The 16,359-nt window shown below is 71.9% G+C and carries 12 protein-coding genes; 5 read left to right on the forward strand and 7 right to left on the reverse strand.

Annotated features, from left to right (window positions below; all coding sequences use genetic code 11):
- The first annotated feature begins 19 nt into the window (after window positions 1-19).
- Entirely contained in the window at window positions 20-1,813 is a 1,794-nt protein-coding gene (locus IE295_RS01520) for an FG-GAP-like repeat-containing protein (protein ID WP_190061565.1), read from the forward strand.
- A 157-nt stretch (window positions 1,814-1,970) separates the two neighbouring features.
- Window positions 1,971-2,771, forward strand: coding sequence for an MgtC/SapB family protein (locus IE295_RS01525; protein ID WP_224322952.1), 801 nt, complete (start codon window positions 1,971-1,973; stop codon window positions 2,769-2,771).
- A gap of 13 nt (window positions 2,772-2,784) precedes the next feature.
- On the opposite strand, the gene IE295_RS01530 is transcribed toward IE295_RS01525, so the two are convergent.
- Window positions 2,785-3,882, reverse strand: a complete 1,098-nt coding sequence (locus IE295_RS01530; RefSeq protein ID WP_190061566.1) for an endonuclease/exonuclease/phosphatase family protein — start codon at window positions 3,880-3,882, stop codon at window positions 2,785-2,787.
- A 77-nt stretch (window positions 3,883-3,959) separates the two neighbouring features.
- Complete coding sequence (locus IE295_RS01535) at window positions 3,960-6,317, reverse strand: collagenase (protein ID WP_190061567.1); 2,358 nt, start codon at window positions 6,315-6,317, stop codon at window positions 3,960-3,962.
- Window positions 6,318-6,561: 244 nt separating this feature from the next.
- On the opposite strand from IE295_RS01535, the gene IE295_RS01540 reads away from it, so the two are divergent.
- Window positions 6,562-7,785, forward strand: a complete 1,224-nt coding sequence (locus tag IE295_RS01540; RefSeq protein WP_190061568.1) for a M6 family metalloprotease domain-containing protein — start codon at window positions 6,562-6,564, stop codon at window positions 7,783-7,785.
- A gap of 91 nt (window positions 7,786-7,876) precedes the next feature.
- Here the strand turns inward: IE295_RS01540 and IE295_RS01545 are convergent, their stop codons facing one another.
- From IE295_RS01545 to IE295_RS01565, 5 genes are read right to left on the reverse strand one after another with little or no spacing between them, the layout of a single operon-like run.
- The gene (locus IE295_RS01545) at window positions 7,877-8,860 is read right to left on the reverse strand and encodes an ABC transporter ATP-binding protein (RefSeq protein ID WP_190061569.1); all 984 of its coding nucleotides are present in this window, start codon (window positions 8,858-8,860) and stop codon (window positions 7,877-7,879) included.
- Complete coding sequence (locus IE295_RS01550) at window positions 8,857-9,876, reverse strand: ABC transporter ATP-binding protein (RefSeq protein WP_190061570.1); 1,020 nt, start codon at window positions 9,874-9,876, stop codon at window positions 8,857-8,859. The genes IE295_RS01545 and IE295_RS01550 overlap by 4 nt, the downstream gene beginning before the upstream one ends.
- The gene (locus tag IE295_RS01555; RefSeq protein ID WP_190061571.1) at window positions 9,876-10,862 is read right to left on the reverse strand and encodes an ABC transporter permease; all 987 of its coding nucleotides are present in this window, start codon (window positions 10,860-10,862) and stop codon (window positions 9,876-9,878) included. The genes IE295_RS01550 and IE295_RS01555 overlap by 1 nt, the downstream gene beginning before the upstream one ends.
- On the reverse strand, window positions 10,859-11,803 hold the full coding sequence (locus IE295_RS01560) for an ABC transporter permease (protein WP_190061572.1): 945 nt from the start codon (window positions 11,801-11,803) through the stop codon (window positions 10,859-10,861). The genes IE295_RS01555 and IE295_RS01560 overlap by 4 nt, the downstream gene beginning before the upstream one ends.
- A 12-nt stretch (window positions 11,804-11,815) precedes the next feature.
- Window positions 11,816-13,564, reverse strand: coding sequence for an ABC transporter substrate-binding protein (locus tag IE295_RS01565; protein WP_190061573.1), 1,749 nt, complete (start codon window positions 13,562-13,564; stop codon window positions 11,816-11,818).
- Window positions 13,565-13,716: 152 nt separating this feature from the next.
- Here IE295_RS01565 and IE295_RS01570 point away from each other — a divergent pair, with 152 nt between their 5' ends.
- Together IE295_RS01570 and IE295_RS01575 are read left to right on the forward strand one after the other, a co-directional pair.
- Complete coding sequence (locus IE295_RS01570) at window positions 13,717-15,087, forward strand: aminopeptidase P family protein (protein WP_224322953.1); 1,371 nt, start codon at window positions 13,717-13,719, stop codon at window positions 15,085-15,087.
- A 73-nt stretch (window positions 15,088-15,160) separates the two neighbouring features.
- Complete coding sequence (locus IE295_RS01575; RefSeq protein WP_190061574.1) at window positions 15,161-16,318, forward strand: NAD(P)/FAD-dependent oxidoreductase; 1,158 nt, start codon at window positions 15,161-15,163, stop codon at window positions 16,316-16,318.
- Window positions 16,319-16,359 lie beyond the last annotated feature (41 nt).

The following is a 16,359-nucleotide window of genomic DNA, read 5'->3' on the forward strand; positions in this document are numbered from 1 at the left end:
CCTAGTTCAGAGAGTCACCTTGTCTCCTTCCAGATCCGGTTGGACCCGCACCCTCGCCGTGGCCCTGGCCATGGCCGCGTGCGGCGGGACGGCCACCGCCACGGTGGCCGTCGCAGCACCACAGCCGACGGGCGACACCCGCACCGCCGAGACGTACTGGACGGCCGAGCGCATGGCCGGCGCCAAGCCGCTCGAGGCGGGCCACACCGCACAGCCCGCGAAGCCGCGCTCCGGGATCACCGGCTCCCCGGGCGTCACCGCGCCCTCCGGAACGCCCAAGGGCTCCTACGGCGACGGCATACCGGCCGTCGGCACGTTCTTCAGCAGCTCCGGCCCGACCGGCGCCACCTACTGCACCGCCAGCGTGGTCCAGAGCGCCGGGCGCAACCTGGTCCTGACGGCCGGTCACTGCGCCAAGTCCCTGGCCGGCGGCGGCCAGCGCATCTTCGTCCCGCAGTACCGCAAGGGACTGGACGCGGCCCACCAGCCCTACGGCGTCTTCCCCGTGGACAAGGTCTTCACCGACCCGCGCTACACCCGCAACAGCAAGGGCGCCGACTCCGACCTCGACTTCGGCTTCGCGCGGCTCTCGCCCAACGCGCAGGGCGCCGAGGTGGAGGACCGGACGGGCGGCCTGCGGCTGACGGACACCCCCCGCTGGACCAGCACGGTCAACGTCATCGGCTACCCCGGTGCGTACAACCCCGACCAGCGTGCCATCGGCTGCACCGTGCCGTCCTCGCGGCTGCCGGGCTTCCGCCAGATGCAGATGAAGTGCGGCGGCTACTACGGCGGCGTCTCCGGCGGCCCGTGGATCACCAACTACGACGCCAAGACCCGCACCGGCGACATCATCGGCAACATCGGCGGCTACAACGGCGGCGGCAACACCGACAACGACGACTGGATCAGCTACTCCCCGGTCTACGACCGCGAGATCCGGGCGCTGTACCAGGACGCCGTCGCCGACCGCACGCCGCAGCGCTCCGGCGCCTACGCGCCGCCGTCGGACAAGGCCCGCCTGGCCGGCGCCGCCTCGACCTGGACGCATGCGAACCACCTCGCCTCGGGCGACTTCACCGGCGACGGCCGCGACGACATGCTGACGATCTGGAGCGACGGCGAGGTCACCCTCTACACGGGCGACGGCGCGGGCGGCTTCAGCGCGGAGAAGCAGCTCTCCAAGGCGACCTACTGGCAGCGGGCCAAGGCGGTCACCGCCGGCGACTTCAGCGGCTCCGCGCTCCCGGACCTCATGGTGCGCTGGGACAACGGCAAGCTCAGCTACTACGAGGACGTCAAGCCCTCCGGCTTCGGCAAGGAGTACACGCTCGCCGCCGCCGGTTCCCCGTGGAAGGACGCCGCGCAGATCACCGCGGGCCGCTTCAACTCCACCACCAAGGCGAACGACCTCGTCGTGCGCTGGGCCGACGGCAAGGTCACCCTGAACTCCTCGGTGAGCTCCTCCGGCCTCGGCACCCAGCGGCAGCTGGCGGCCTCCGGCTCGTTCTGGAAGAACGCCGGCGCGCTGACCAGCCTGCGCCCGGCTGGCAAGGACGCCTCGAACGTGGTCGTGCGCTGGACCGACGGCTCGCTGGGCAGCTTCGCCCTCACCTCCGGCGGCGGCCTGTCCGGCACCCGGCTCCAGGCGCCCAACGCCTCCTGGTCGCCCACCGTCATGGTCGCCGGCGACTTCAACGGCGGCGGCCGCCCCGACGACCTCGTCGTGCGCTGGTCCAACGGCGAGACCTCGCTGTACGACGGGACCCGGAGCGACGCCCTGGGCACCTGGACGGCGCTCGTCCAGCCGTAGCACCGCAGCACCCCCTGTCCCGGGTGCCGGGCGGGCCCACGCGGCCCGCCCGGCACCCGGGGCTTTTTGCGTCCTTTTACCCTCCTATGGTGGCCCTTCCGGGTGCCTGTGGCAGGGTCGGTGCGGGAGCGACGGCAGTGACGAAGGAGGGCGGAAGATGGCCATCGTGAACGAATGGCACATGGCGGCCAACATCGGGGCGGGCCTGGGCTTCGGCGCGATCATCGGACTGGAGCGCCAGTGGCGCGCCCGGATGGCGGGCCTGCGGACGAACGCCCTGGTCGCCGCCGGGTCCGCGCTCTTCGTGCTGCTGTCGATCTACGGCTTCTCCAGCGCGACCAGCACCACCGGCTACGACGGCTCGCGCGTCGCCGCGCAGATCGTCTCCGGCATCGGCTTCCTGGGCGCGGGCGTCATCATGCGCGACGGGCTGAGCGTGCGCGGCCTGAACACCGCCGCCACGCTGTGGTGTTCGGCCGCCGTCGGCGCGCTCGCCGGCACCGGTCTCTACGTGCTCGCCGCGCTCGGCACGGTGGGCGTGGTCGGCGCCAACACGCTCCTGCGGCCGCTGGCCCGGGGCCTGGACCGGGGCTCGCACGGCGGGGCCGAGGTGGTCACCGACTACCACTTCGAGGTGGTGTGCACCGAACCCGAGGAGGCCCATGTGCGCACCCTCGTGGTGCAGGCCGTCACCCGGCCCGGCTTCCGGCTGCGGTCCGTGCACAGCCGCGACGCCGAGACCGCGGGCAAGGTGACCGTCTCCGCCGAGCTCACCACCGAGCGGCGGGACGACAGCCTCCTCGAGGAGGCCGTCAGCCGCCTCTCCCTGGAGCCCGCCGTCTCGGCCGTCAGCTGGACCGTGCTGCCGCCCGACGACGACAACGGCGAGGAGGACGAGGACTACGACGCCGGGCGGCGGGCCCGGCGGCGCGTACGGAACCTGTTCACGGGGCGGTAGTCCCGGCGTCGGCTCACAGGTCGAGGTCGGCGAAGAGCGCGGCGTGGTCGGAGGCCTGGTCCTGTGGTCCGTGGACGCTGTCGAACGTGACGGCGGACTCGGCGATCCCGCGCGTCTCCACCCGCGCCCTGGTCACCTTGCCGAACAGCTCCGGTGAGAACATCAGGTAGTCGATCTTGTCGGCCGCCTTGCACTCGCCGTGGGTGCCGGGCGGCCCCTGGTAGCCGCCGTGGGTCATCGCGTCCTGAAGGCCGGCGTTCAGCAGGGGCTTGAGAGCCTCGCTGTCCGGGGTGTCGTTGAGGTCCCCGGCGACCACGACACGGTCCGAGCGCCCGAGCGCCTCCTGGTAGATCTTGGCGGCGCGCTTGCCCTGCTGCTTGCGCTTTTCCGCACCACCGCCGCCGCGCTTGCTCTTGAAGTGGTTCCCCAGCAGCCACAGCGGCTCGCCGTCGATGTCGATCTCGAATTCCGGGCAGTCCCGGCTGAAGATGGGGAAGAGGTCCTGGACATTCTCCTTGTCGAAGATGTGCGAGCGTATCGAGGTGATCGGGTGCCGGCTGAGGATCCCCACATCGATGCCGCGGATGTCGTTGCCGTCGATCAGCAGGTTGAACGGATAGGCCGGAGCGCCGATCTGGCCGTGCAGCACCTGCTGGTTGAAGCGGTGCAGGGTGAGCCGGTCCTCGACCTCGACCGTGAGCAGTATGTCGGCGTTCACCTCGGCGATCACCTTGGCGGTGTTCTGGAGGGCGTCCAGGGTGAGGTCCTTCCGGTCCAGCTCGGCCCAGCCGACCCAGGACGGCCGCCCGGTGACCTCGGCCCTGACCTGGATGTTGCGGCCCTCCCCCTTGAGAAGCCTGGCCATGCCCTTGGGCTCGTTCACCAGGATCGTCTGGGTGGAGATCTCCTGGGAGACGTCGACGCTGTGCGCCAGGAGGATCTCGATGATGTCCGCCTTGTTCTTGTCCGAGTACTCGTCCTTTTCGAGGATTTCCACGAGCTTCCTGAAGTCGTCGAGTACCTTGTTGCGTTTCGCATCGTCCTCGATGCCGAAGACGACGGGCCGCCGGAAGAGATTCTCGGCGTTGAAGGTGGCGATACGAATGCTCATGGCGCCTCCTCATACACTTCGAATTCTCCGGCGGCCCGCCGGGGCTGTCCAGCGGAGTGGGCCGCCGTTTTCGCGCGTCAGCCGCGCAGCGGGCCCTCGCAGCGGAAGTCCGCCGTGCCGGCCGGCCGGTCGGACCAGACGTCGACCTTGCCGAAGGAGCAGTTCATGTCGGCGAGGTTGTTCGCGCCCGTCTTCGAGCGGTCGAGTATGAAGTAGTCGACCGTCTCGGACATGTCCTTGAAGACCAGGTCGGTGTTGCCGGGGCTGCTGAGGTTCGCGGTGATGCGGCCCGTGCACACGAAGCGGGGGCGGTCGCCGGCGGGGGCGGCGCCGCACTCGGGGGTCTGGCCGGTGGTGGCGGTGAGCGACGAGCGGACCTCGGCGGCCGAGGAGTACTGCAGGCGGTTGACGGGGGTGTACGTGGTGTTCGGCACGTACAGGTCCTTGACCTTGGCGATCTGCTTGTCGAGGAAGGCGTTGTAGTCCCGCTGCACGTACCAGTCGCGGCCCATGCGGTTGCGCCAGGCGTCGTAGCCGGACACGTCGTTCGCCCGGAGGTAGCCGTACATCTCCCGCAGCAGCGAGGGCCGTTCGGTCCACAGGTACTCGAAGAACGTCCCGGCGTACGAGTAGAACCGGAAGCCGTCGCGGTCGTACTCGGCGTGCAGCAGCTGGTCGACGGTCATCCGCGGCTTGCCGCCCGCCGTGTCGTCGATGACGCTCTGGACCAGCGACTTGCGGACCTTGATGCCGTCGTCGCGGGTGGCGCCGTCGAAGAACTCCGCCGTGCCCTCGTCCATGGCGGTGGTGCGGTCGTTCTGGTACCAGGGGCCCTCGCCGAAGCTGCCGGGCACCGCCCAGCGGCCGTTGAGGTAGTGGGTGTACTCGTGGCGGAACAGCTCCTCCAGCGTGAGCGTGGAGTCCTGCGGCACCCGGCGCTCGTACGTGTAGAAGGTGGCGCCCTTCTCGATGTAGATGCCGCCGTTGTTGGTGGCCATGCCCGTCAGCAGCGGGTGGTAGATCTCGTAGTCGGCGCGCGAGGCGTACAGCACGATGTTCAGCGAGGTGTTGGTGTCGCCCGCCAGCGGCTGGTCGGTGCCCAGGACGCGGTGGTACTGCGCCTTGACCTGCTTGCTCGCGTAGTAGAGGCGGTCGACGGTGGCGCGCGGCAGGGCGGTGCGGACCTTGATGCCGCCGTTGTCGTACGTGTAGGTGTACGGGAAGATGCGGCGCTCGATGTCCGCCTTGCACACCCCGTACTGCTTGCACATCTCCAGCTCGTTCAGCCAGGTGACGATCTTGCCCCAGGGGGCGCTGCCCTGGCCGAAGTTGCGGGAGACGGTGTCCAGCACGCCGCCCAGCGAGGAGCTGATCTCGCTCTTGACCGCGGCGACCTGGCTGAGCCGGCCGTACTCGTTGAGCGCGTCGCGCACCACCCACTCGTTCTCGGCGCCCTTGAGGTGGGTGTGGCCGGCGAAGGCCTTGAGGGCGGCGCGGTAGGCGGGGTCGGCGGCCACGGCCGCGTCGAAGGCGGGGTCGTCGTTGTAGACGCCCAGGTAGCCCACGGACAGCGCGCCCAGCGCGGCGCCGCCCCAGGAGCGGTCCTTCGCGGTGTCGGGGTGGGAGGCGTCCATCGTGCCCAGGACCCGCTTGAGCAGCGGCAGCTGGTGGTGGCGCAGGCCGGGGGAGCTGGCGGCGTAGAGGGCCTCGCGCAGGGTCTCGGCGTTGGTGCGGGTGGCATCGAAGGTGCGGGACGCGATGCCGAAGTAGTACACCGCGCGACGGACGGCCTCCACGGTCTGCGGGTCCGTGTGGTCGATCTCGTCGTGCGAGAAGTCGTGGTAGGCGGCGGCGTGGAGGTAGGTGAACATCTCCAGCACGTGGGTGCTGTTCTTCCCGTCGTGGGAGTAGCCGTACCGCTCGGCGCGCTGCGCGACGGCCCGCACGTGCTCCTTCGTCATGACGCGGGCCAGCCGCTGGTCCCAGGTCCACAGGATGTCGCGCAGACAGCCGTCCGCGGTGACGGCCGGGTCGGCGAGGAATTCGGCGAACTGCTCGGGCCCGAGCCGGCTGACGCCGTCGAGCGTGCAGGGAACGCTGGTGCCGCGCACCTTGGCGCTCGGGGCGAGGGACTTCGCCTTGCCCTTGCCCTCCTTGCCCTGCGGCGTGGCCGGGCCCGGGACGCGGGCCCGCGTCAGGTCGCCCGGCCCCGCCTTGGACAGGTCGGCCGGCTGGGGGGCCTTGGCCAGGCGGGTGACCTCGTCGAAGGGGTTGGGGGTGGGGGTGTCCGCCCGCGCGGCCGCCGGGGCGGACGTGGCGGACGAGGGCGCCGACGCGGGGGAGTCCGCGAGGCCGGGCTGTACGACCGTGGCGCACAGGGTCGCCGCTATCGCGGCGGTGAGCAGGGATCTGCGCAGGGTTCTGGAGTGGTCCACCGATGACTCCTGTGTGTGGGAGGTGTGTGTTGTATGCACGCGAATTGGGGGGTGCGGGCGTGCGGGTCCACGGCGGCGCTGCGGGGTCCCCAACTGCCGCCTGGAGGGCGGTGCGTGAGGGGTCGCTGCGGCGCCATGTGATGCGTAACGTAGTAATGTGAAATGTTACTGACAACCCCTTAGATGTTTTGGATTTTGTCCGGCATCAAGGGGAAGGCCATCGGTGCAGGTCAACGGGGGTTTGATGAACACCAGGCAAAAAAACGTTATTTCAGGGCGGGGAATACCGTCGTCGCTGGCTGCGCTGCTCGCCGCCGTCCTGCTTCTGCTGTGCACCCCGCCACCCGCCGAGGCGGCCGGCGGGGCCGCCGCCGCGGTACGGGACAGTGCCTCCCGGTGCGCCCTGCCCGGCGCCACCGGCTGGACCGACGAAGGCCACGACACCGACGACTCCGTCTTCCAGCGACCCCTGGGGACCGTCAGCGTCGGCATGATCTTCGTGGACTTCCCCGACGCGCCCGCCACCGAGTCCCCCGCCACCGACAGTGCCCGGATCACCCCCGGCGCCGACTGGCTGTGGTACGCCTCCCACGGCAAGGCGTGGCTGTCCATCAGCGAGCACCGGCGCTGGGTGCGGATGCCGCACCGCTCCACCGACTACGGCTTCGCCCGCGGCCTCACCCACGAGACCCACGAGGCCTACATCGAGGACGCCGTGCGCGCCGCCGACCCGTACACCGACTTCTCGCGCTACGACATGCTCTACGTCGTCCCCACCCGCAACGCCGCTGCCATCTCCTTCACCCCCACCTACATCCACGAACCCGGCACGCCGGGCGTCGTCGCCGACGGCAACCGCCTCCGGTGGGCCGTGACCTTCGGCCAGGACATGTGGCACTGGGACGAGCGGCTGGTGGGTCACGAGACCGCCCACACCTTCGGCCTGCCCGACCTGTACGCCTTCGACGCGGCAAGCGACGCCCACCGTTTCGTCGGCGGCTGGGACGTGATGGGTCTGATCAGCGGCGCCGGCCCGCAGTACTTCGCCTGGCACGCGTGGAAGCTCGGCTGGACCGACGACGGCCAGGTCTCCTGCCGGGCGTCCAGCGGCACCGACACCGTCCGCCTGACCGCCGTCGAGTACGCGAGCGGCACCGCGATGGCCGTGGTGCGCACCGGTCCCACGACCGCCTACGTCGTCGAGTCGCGCCGGGCGGTCCGGGCGGACGGACGGGCCTGTGCGACCGGCGCGCTGGTCTACAAGGTCGACTCGTCCGTGCCGACCGGCAAGGGCCCGGTCCGGGTGATGGACTCCAGGCCCGATGCCACCCCGCCGGGCGGCTGCCGCCCGCTGGACGACGCCCCCTACCGGGCGGGCGAGTCCTTCACCGACTCGGCGGCCGGCGTCCGCATCGACGTGCTGAGCTCCGACAGCCTCGGCGACACGGTCCGCGTCACCAAGTCCTAGAGCACGTACGGGAGCACGTTCGGGAAGCCCCGTACACGGGTGGTGCCCTGAATCCCCCCATAGGAATCAGGGCACCACCGCAAGGGCGGCCTCAGGCCGCCGTCCCGGGGAAGTGGCAGGCCACTTCGCGCGCCTCGCCCGGCGCCGTGATCCGCAGCAGCGGTGCCTCGGTCCGGCACACCGCCTGGGCCCTGGGGCAGCGCGGATGGAACGTACAGCCCGGCGGGGGAGCCGCCGGGCTCGGCGGGTCGCCCGCCAGCGTGATCCGCTCGCGGGCCCGTTCGGCGGCCGGGTCCGGCAGCGGCACGGCGGAGAGCAGGGCCCGGGTGTAGGGATGGGCGGGGGCGGCGTACACCCGCTCCTTGGCGCCGATCTCCACGATCCGCCCCAGGTACATCACCGCCACCCGGTCGCACACCCGCTTGACCACCGACAGGTCGTGGGCGATGAAGAGGTAGGCCAGGCCCAGCTCCCGCCGCAGCCGTTCCATCAGGTTGACGATCTGGGCCTGGACGGAGACGTCGAGGGCGGAGACCGGTTCGTCGGCGACGACCAGGCGGGGGCCGGTGGCGAGCGCGCGGGCGATGCCGATGCGCTGCGCCTGGCCGCCGGAGAACTCGTGCGGATAGCGGTCGATGTGCTCGGGGATGAGCCCGACCAGCTCCATCAGCTCCACCGCCCGCCGGCGCGCCTCGGCCTGTGAACTTCCCTGCACCAGCAGTGGGTCGGCGATGATCCGGGCCACCGTCTGGCGGGGGTTGAGGGAGGAGTGGGGGTCCTGGAAGACCATCTGCAGTTCCCGGCGCAGCGGCTTGAGCGCGCGCCGGCCGAGCCGGCTGATGTCGCGGCCGTCGTAGGTGATCGATCCGGCCGTCGGCTCCAGCAGCCGCACGATCATGCGGCCGGTGGTGGACTTGCCGCAGCCGGACTCCCCGACCAGGCCCAGGGTCTCGCCCGGGGCGATGTCGAAGCTGACGCCGTCGACGGCGCGTACGGGCGCCGCGCGGCCGCGGCGGCCGGGGAAGGTCATCGTGGCGTCCCGTACGGACAGCAGGGGAGCGGCGGTCGGGGTCATGGGGTGCCTTTCCGGGCCTCGGCGGGGGTGTGCAGGGGGAGGTGGCAGGCGACCAGGCGCCCGCCGGCCGTGGTGGGCCCGGGCCGCTCCCGCGCGCAGCGCTCGCGCTCGGCCGGTGCCGCGGCCGCCGCACGGGGGCAGCGGGGCGCGAAGGCGCACCCCGGGGCCGGGGTCAGCAGCGAGGGCGGGCTGCCGGGGATCGCCCGCAGGGGCGCGTCGTCGGCGTCGTCGAGGCGGGGCAGGGAGTCCAGCAGGCCACGGGTGTAGGGATGGGCGGGGGTGGCGAACAGGGCGTCCACCGGGGCCTGTTCGGCGGCCCGCCCGCCGTACATCACCAGTACCTCCTGGGCGACGCGGGCAATGACGCCGAGGTCGTGCGTGATCATGACGACGGCCAGTCCCCGGTCCTGCTGCAGGCGGGCGATCAGCTCCAGGATCTGCGCCTGGACGGTGACGTCGAGGGCGGTGGTCGGCTCGTCGGCGATGAGCAGGTCGGGTTCGCAGGCCAGCGCCATGGCGATCATCACGCGCTGGCGCATGCCGCCGGAGAACTGGTGCGGGTACTCGCCCGCGCGCCGCGCGGGCTCCGGGATGCCGACCTCGCCGAGCATCTCGACGGCCCGCCTGCGGGCGGCGGCCCGGCGGGAGCCGAAGTGGACGCGGTGGTGCTCGGCTATCTGCTCGCCGACGGTGTAGTAGGGGTGGAGGCTGGACAGCGGGTCCTGGAAGATCATCGCCATCCGGCGGCCGCGCAGCCGGTTCAGCTCGCCCTCGGCGAGCCCGGTCAGCTCCTGGCCGGCCAGCGTGATGGAGCCGGTGACCTCGGCGCCGGTGTGCAGGCCCATCACGGCCATGGAGGTGACGGACTTGCCCGAACCGGATTCGCCGACGATGCCGAGCGTCTGCCCGCGGCGTACCGAGAAGTCGAGCGAGTCCACGGCCCGCACCGGCCCGCGGCCGGTGCGGAAGGTGACGGTCAGGTCCCTGACCGACAGCAGGGGGGCCTCGTCGGCCATCAGAACCTCACCCTCGGGTCGACGACGGCGTAGAGCAGGTCGACGGCCAGGTTGGCGACGACGATGAAGGTGGCGGCCAGCAGGGTGACGCCGAGGATGACCGGCTGGTCGCCGGTGGACAGCGCGCCGTAGAACAGCCGCCCGATGCCCGGCAGTCCGAAGATGGACTCGGTGATGACCGCGCCCGCGAGCAGTCCGCCCAGGTCCATGCCGAAGATGGTCAGGACGGGGGTCATGCCCGCGCGCAGGGCGTGCTTGACCACGACGGTCCGGCGCGGCAGGCCCTTGGCGCGGGCGGTGCGGATGTACGGCTCCGCCAGCGTCTCGATCATCGAACTGCGGCTCTGGCGCGCGTACATGGCGGCGTACAGGACGGCCAGGGCGAGCCACGGCAGGAGCAGGTTCGACGCCCAGTGCCCGGGGTCCTCGGCGAAGGGCACGTACTGCGGGTAGGGCAGCAGGCCGGCCACCCGGATCAGGCCGTAGATCAGCATCATGGAGGTGAAGTAGACCGGCATCGACGCGGCGGCGACGGCGCCGACCATCAGGGCCCGGTCGGTGAGGGTGTCCTTGCGCAGGGCCGCGGTGACGCCCGCGCTCAGGCCGAGCAGCAGCCACAGCACGGCCGCGCCCAGCGCCAGCGAGGCCGAGACCGGCAGGCGGTCCATCAGCAGGTCCCAGACGGCCTCGGAGTTCTCGTAGGAGTAGCCCAGGCACGGGAAGTCGCAGTGCAGGGCGTACTGCCCGCTGCCCATGGTGCGGCCGGTGAAGACGCCGGTGACGAAGTCCGCGAACTGCCGCCACAGCGGCTGGTCCAGGCCCATCTGGGCGCGTATCGCCTCCAGCCGGTCGGCGCTGCAGGACTTGCCGCAGGCGGCGGCCGCGGGGTCGGAGGGCAGGACGTAGAAGACGGTGAAGGTGACGGCGGCGATGGCCAGGAGCACTCCGGCCACGCCCAGGAGCCGGCGGGCGGTGTAGAGGATCATGCGCGGCCGCTCCTCGGGTCGAGGACGTCGCGCAGCGCGTCGCCGAGCAGGGTGAAGGCGAGCACGGTCAGGAACAGACAGGTGCTCGGGATGACGAAGTACATGGGGTCCGTGTCGTAGAAGGCGACGCTCTCGGCGATCATCTGGCCCCAGGAGGGGGTGGGCGGGCGGACGCCGACGCCCAGGTAGCTCAGGGCCGCCTCGGTGGCGATCATGCCGGGGACGATGAGGGTGGTGTAGGCGATGACGGGCCCCGCGACGCCGGGGAGGATGTCGCGGGTGAGGATCCGCCAGGGCCCGGCGCCGCCGACGCGGGCCGCGTCGACGTACTCGCGGTGCTTGAGCGAGAGGGTCTGGCCGCGCACGACGCGGGCGATGCCGGGCCAGCCGAACAGGCCGATGACGGCGGTCATCAGCGCGATGCGGTTGACGTCCCTGGCCACCGACATCATCGCGATCATGAAGATGAGGGAGGGGAAGGACATGGTGAGGTCCATCAGGCGGGAGAGCACGGCGTCGGTCCGGCCGCCGAAGTAGCCGGCGGCGACGCCGGCCGCCGTCCCGGCGACGACGACGATCGCGGTGGCGGTGAGCGCGATGAACAGCGAGACCTGTGCGCCGTGGACGACGCGGGCGATGAGGTCGCGGCCGGTGACGGGCTCCACGCCGAGCCAGTGGTCGGCGGAGACGCCGCCGAGCGGGCCGATGGGGCTGCCGCCGAGGTAGGGGTCGACGGCGGTCTTGTCGAACTCCTCGGGGGACCAGCCGCCGAGCGCGCTCAGCAGCGGAGCGCCCGCCGCCATCAGCAGGAAGAGGGCGACGACGACCAGGGAGATCCGTACGGACGTGCGGCGGAGCAGTTCCGCGCGGGCCAGGCGCCAGGGACCGGCGGCGGGGGCGGCGGACGGGGCGGACGGGGCGGGCGGTGTGGTGGTGGTCATGGCGAGCGGCCCTCAGCCCTGGCCCTTGGCCGGGTCCTTGAGCCCGACGGTGGCGTAGTCGAGCTGGCCGCCGAAGGAGGTGTGTCCGTAGGCGCCGGCGATGTTGGTGCCCATGACCAGCGGCCACCGGCGGACCAGGACCGGCACGGTCGGGGCCTTGGCGAGGATCTCACCGTCCAGCTGCTGCCACGCCCGGGCGGCCTGCTCGGTGTCGGTCATGGCGGCGATCTCGTCCATCCGCTTCATGGTCGCCTCGTCGCGGAAGAGCGAGTGGTTGCCGGAGTTGCCCTTGTCCTTGATGAAGCGGCCGTCGAAGACGAAGGGCAGGAAGGTGGAGCCGGAGGGGTAGTCCGGGCACCAGCCGGTGTAGACCATGTCGGTGCGGTTCTTGGTGTCGCCGATGGTGGCGTAGAACGCGGACGGGTCCACGGTCTCGATGGTGACCTTGATGCCGGCCTTGGCGAGGGACTGCTGTATCGCCTCGGCCCGGCCCTTGTCGCCGGAGGAGACCGTGAGCTTGGTGGAGAAGCCGTCCGGCTTGCCGGCCTCCTTCAGCAGCTGCCTGGCCTTCTCGGTGTCGCCGGTGGCGGGGACCTTCAGGATGTCGGGCTGCTTGCCGCCGAAGAGCGTGGCCGGCATGTAGGCGGTCGACGGGTCGTTGAAGGCGGGGCCGCCGGAGGCGGTCAGGACGGCGTCCCGGTCGAGGGCGTACTGCACGGCCCGGCGCACCCTGGCGTCGTCGAACGGCGCCCGGCCGGTGTGCATCTGGACCATGTCCGTGCAGTTCTGGGACTCGGCGAGCAGCCGCTTGCGCACCGCGGCGCTCGGCAGCACCTTGGCCGCGCTCTCCGGCCGCAGGGCGTACCAGGGGACGGCGGAGGCGTCGGCGCCCTGGCTGGCGATCATCCGGTCGTCGACCTGGTTCTGCTTCAGCCCCATGACGACGACCAGCTTGTCCGGGTAGGCCTTGCGGACCTCGTCCGTCTTGGGGTCCCACTTGTCGTTGCGGACCAGCACCAGCTTCTTGCCCCGGTCGTACGAGTCGACCTTGTAGGGCCCGGAGGAGAAGGGCCGGTTGTCGTACTGCGGGCCCTTGTCCCGCGCCTGCGGCACGGGCGCGAAGGTGGGCATGACCGTGGCGTAGGGGAACTCGGCGAAGGGCTTGCGCAGTTCGAAGACGATGGTGCGGTCGTCCGGCGTCCTGACCGAGTCCAGGTGCTTGCCCTGGGCGGGGCCCTGGTAGCCGTCGGCGCCGGCGAGGTAGCGGGCCGCGTAGTCGGCGCCGCCGGGCAGGTCGGGGGAGAAGGACCGTTCCACGTTGTACTTGACGTCCTGCGCGGTGATGGGCGAGCCGTCCTCGTACGTCAGCCCCGGCTTGAGGTGGAACGTCCAGGTGCGGGCGCCGTTGGAGGCGGTGCCGAGGTCGGTGGCCAGGTCCGGCACGATCTCGCCGCCCTTCGTCCCGGGGGCGGCCCGGTAGGTGACCAGCGTGCGGTAGAGCAGCCGGGTCCCGAAGTCCATGTCGCTCATCACCCAGTTGCGGGCCGGGTCGAGGTGGGTGAAGTCCTGGTTGGACAGCACCGTCAGGGTGCCGCCCCGCTGGGGGGCGCCGCCCACCACGGCACCGGCGTTGGCGGCGGCGGGATTGCGGCCGCCCTCCTTGCCGCCGCCCGCCCTCCGTTCGCCGGAGCAGCCGGCCGCGCCGAGCGCGAGGGTGGCCGCCAGGGCGGCGGCTAGGGCGGTGCACGTGCGCTTGTTCATCAGTGGTCACTCCGTGAACAGTCCGGCAGCCAAGGGAGCCTGTGGGAGCCAGGAACGCTGGCTGAAATGTGACCCGTAACATAGTAATGTGAAATTGCACTGACAAGGTGCCAGCTGCTCCGTTACCCACCTGTGTCCGAGGAGGAGTCCCCGTGAACGAATCCACTGCCGCCGGAATCCGGACGGTAAGTCATGATCTGCCCGTGTCACCGGAGTTCGAGACCTTCATGGCGGGCGGCTGGGCGGCCACCCCGCTGCCCGGCGACATCCGGCTGCCCGTGGCCGGCCTCGCCGCCGCCCGCCGCGCAAGGCTGTCCGCCCGCTTCCCCGGCGAGCGGCTGATCGTCCCGGCGGGGGAGCTGAGGGTGCGCTCCAACGACTGCGACCACCGCTTCCGCCCGCACAGCGCGTACGCCTGGCTGACCGGCCTCACCGGCGAGGACCAGACCGGCCACGTCCTCGTGCTGGAGCCCGACGGCCCGCACGGCCACGAGGCGGTGCTGTACGTACGCCCCCGCTCGTTGCGCACCGGCACGGAGTTCTACCGCGACCGCCGCTACGGCGAGTTCTGGGTCGGCCGCCGCCCCGACCTCGCCGAGGCCGAGCGCATGACCGGCATCCGCTGCGTCCACCTCGACGACCTCGGCGTGCTGCCGCCGGGACGCGACGCCTCCCAGGACGCGGACCTGGCCTCCGTGCTGAGTGAACTGCGCCTGGTCAAGGACGCGTGGGAGGTCGGCCAGCTGCAGCTGGCCGTGGACCACACCGCCGCCGGGTTCGAGGACGTGGTCCGCGCGCTGCCCCGCGCCCTGGATCACCCGCGCGGCGAGCGCTGGATCGAGGGCGTCTTCGCCCTGCGCGCCCGCGCCGAGGGCAACGGCACCGGCTACGAGACCATCGCCGCCTCCGGCGCGCACGCCTGCGTCCTGCACTGGATACGCAACGACGGCCCCCTGGACCCCCGGGAGCTGCTCCTGCTGGACGCCGGCGTGGAGACCGACACCCTCTACACCTCCGACATCACCCGCACCCTGCCGCTCTCCGGCCGCTTCTCCAGCGTCCAGCGCCAGGTCTACGAACTCGTCCTCGCCGCCCAGGAGGCGGGCATCGCCGCGCTGAAGCCCGGCGCGAGCTTCCGCGACTTCCACCGGGCCGGGATGCGGGTCATCGCCGAGGGCCTCGCGGAGTGGGGGATCCTCAAGAGCCCCGAGGGCGACGACCACCGCCGCTACACCCTCTGCAGCAGCGGGCACATGCTCGGCCTGGACGTCCACGACTGCGCCCAGGCACGGGCCGAGGCCTACCTCGACGGCGTCCTGGAGGAGGGTCAGGTCCTCACCGTCGAGCCCGGGCTCTACCTCCAGCCCGACGACGAGACGCTGCCGCCCGAACTGCGCGGCATCGGCGTGCGGATCGAGGACGACCTGGTCATCACGGCGGAGGGGGCCCGGCTGATGTCCGGTGCGCTGCCGAGGACTCCGGACGCGATCGAGGCGTGGATGGGCGAGCTGACGGAGAGGTAGGAACCGGCGGGGAAGTAGAAGTCGCAACGGAACGACTCTTGGCACGCTCAGTGCAATGTGAAATATTACTGACGTGCCCAAGAGCAACTCCTCGGACGTCGCCGACGTCATCGTCGTCGGAGCGGGCGTCGTCGGCGCCGCCTGCGCCCACTACGCCGCACGCTCCGGCCTGTCCGTCACCGTGGTCGACCGTGGCCCCGTCGCCGGCGGGACCACGGGCGCGGGCGAGGGCAACCTCCTCGTCTCCGACAAGGGACCCGGCCCCGAACTCGAACTGGCCCTGCTCTCCACCCGCCTGTGGCGGGAGATGGAGGACGGAATCCCCGCGGCGAGCGAGTACGAGCCCAAGGGCGGCCTGGTCGTCGCCTCCTCCGGCGCGGCCATGGACGCGCTGCGGACCTTCGCCGCCGCCCAGGCCACGGCGGGCGTCACGGCCCACGAGATCCCGGCGGACGGGCTGCGCGAGAGGGAGCCGCACCTCGCCCCGGACCTCGCCGGCGGCTTCCACTACCCCCAGGACGCCCAGGTCCAGCCCGCCCTCGCCGCCGCCCGCCTGCTGCGCGCGTCCGGCGCCCGCGTCCGCACCGGCAGCGAGGTCACCGCGGTCCTCACCGGCCCGGCGGGCGAGGTGCGGGGCGTGCGGACACCCGGCGGCGACCTCCACGCCCCGTACGTGGTCAACGCCGCCGGCACCTGGGGCGGCGAGCTGGCCCGCCTCGCCGGCACGGACCTGCCCGTCCTGCCCCGCCGCGGCTTCGTCCTGGTCACCGAACCGCTGCCGCGCGTGGTGCGGCACAAGGTCTACGCGGCCGACTACGTCGCCGACGTGGCCAGCGACTCGGCCGCCCTGCAGACCTCGGCCGTGGTCGAGGGCACCCCGGCCGGCCCGGTCCTCATCGGCGCCAGCCGCGAACGCGTCGGCTTCGACCGCACGCTGTCCGTCGAGGCGCTGCGCCGCCTCGCGCGCGGGGCCACCGCGCTCTTCCCGGTGCTGGCCGGGGTGCGGGCGACGCGCACGTACGCGGGCTTCCGCCCGTACCTGCCCGACCACCTGCCCGCGATCGGCGCCGACCCCCGCGTGCCCGGCCTGCTGCACGCCTGCGGGCACGAGGGCGCCGGCATCGGCCTCGCCCCGGCCACCGGGCTCGTCATCGCCCGGCTGCTGACCGGCGGCGAACCCCCGCTGGACGTCAAGCCCTTCGACCCCGGCCGCTTCACCGCCGCCGCCTGACGGGGCACAACGCCCCCGCCCCGAAGCCCTGACACACCCCG

This window comes from Streptomyces griseocarneus, assembly GCF_014655595.1.
GTDB classification, from domain to species: domain Bacteria; phylum Actinomycetota; class Actinomycetes; order Streptomycetales; family Streptomycetaceae; genus Streptomyces; species Streptomyces griseocarneus.

What these genes read in the sequence shown, in the direction of transcription:
- IE295_RS01540 (WP_190061568.1), top strand. Translation starts at nt 6,562, where the DNA reads ATGAACACCAGGCAAAAAAACGTTATTTCAGGGCGGGGAATACCGTCG.
- IE295_RS01545 (WP_190061569.1), bottom strand. Translation starts at nt 8,860, where the DNA reads ATGACCCCGACCGCCGCTCCCCTGCTGTCCGTACGGGACGCCACGATG.
- IE295_RS01525 (WP_224322952.1), top strand. Translation starts at nt 1,971, where the DNA reads ATGGCCATCGTGAACGAATGGCACATGGCGGCCAACATCGGGGCGGGC.
- IE295_RS01550 (WP_190061570.1), bottom strand. Translation starts at nt 9,876, where the DNA reads ATGGCCGACGAGGCCCCCCTGCTGTCGGTCAGGGACCTGACCGTCACC.
- IE295_RS01560 (WP_190061572.1), bottom strand. Translation starts at nt 11,803, where the DNA reads ATGACCACCACCACACCGCCCGCCCCGTCCGCCCCGTCCGCCGCCCCC.
- IE295_RS01530 (WP_190061566.1), bottom strand. Translation starts at nt 3,882, where the DNA reads ATGAGCATTCGTATCGCCACCTTCAACGCCGAGAATCTCTTCCGGCGG.
- IE295_RS01555 (WP_190061571.1), bottom strand. Translation starts at nt 10,862, where the DNA reads ATGATCCTCTACACCGCCCGCCGGCTCCTGGGCGTGGCCGGAGTGCTC.
- IE295_RS01565 (WP_190061573.1), bottom strand. Translation starts at nt 13,564, where the DNA reads ATGAACAAGCGCACGTGCACCGCCCTAGCCGCCGCCCTGGCGGCCACC.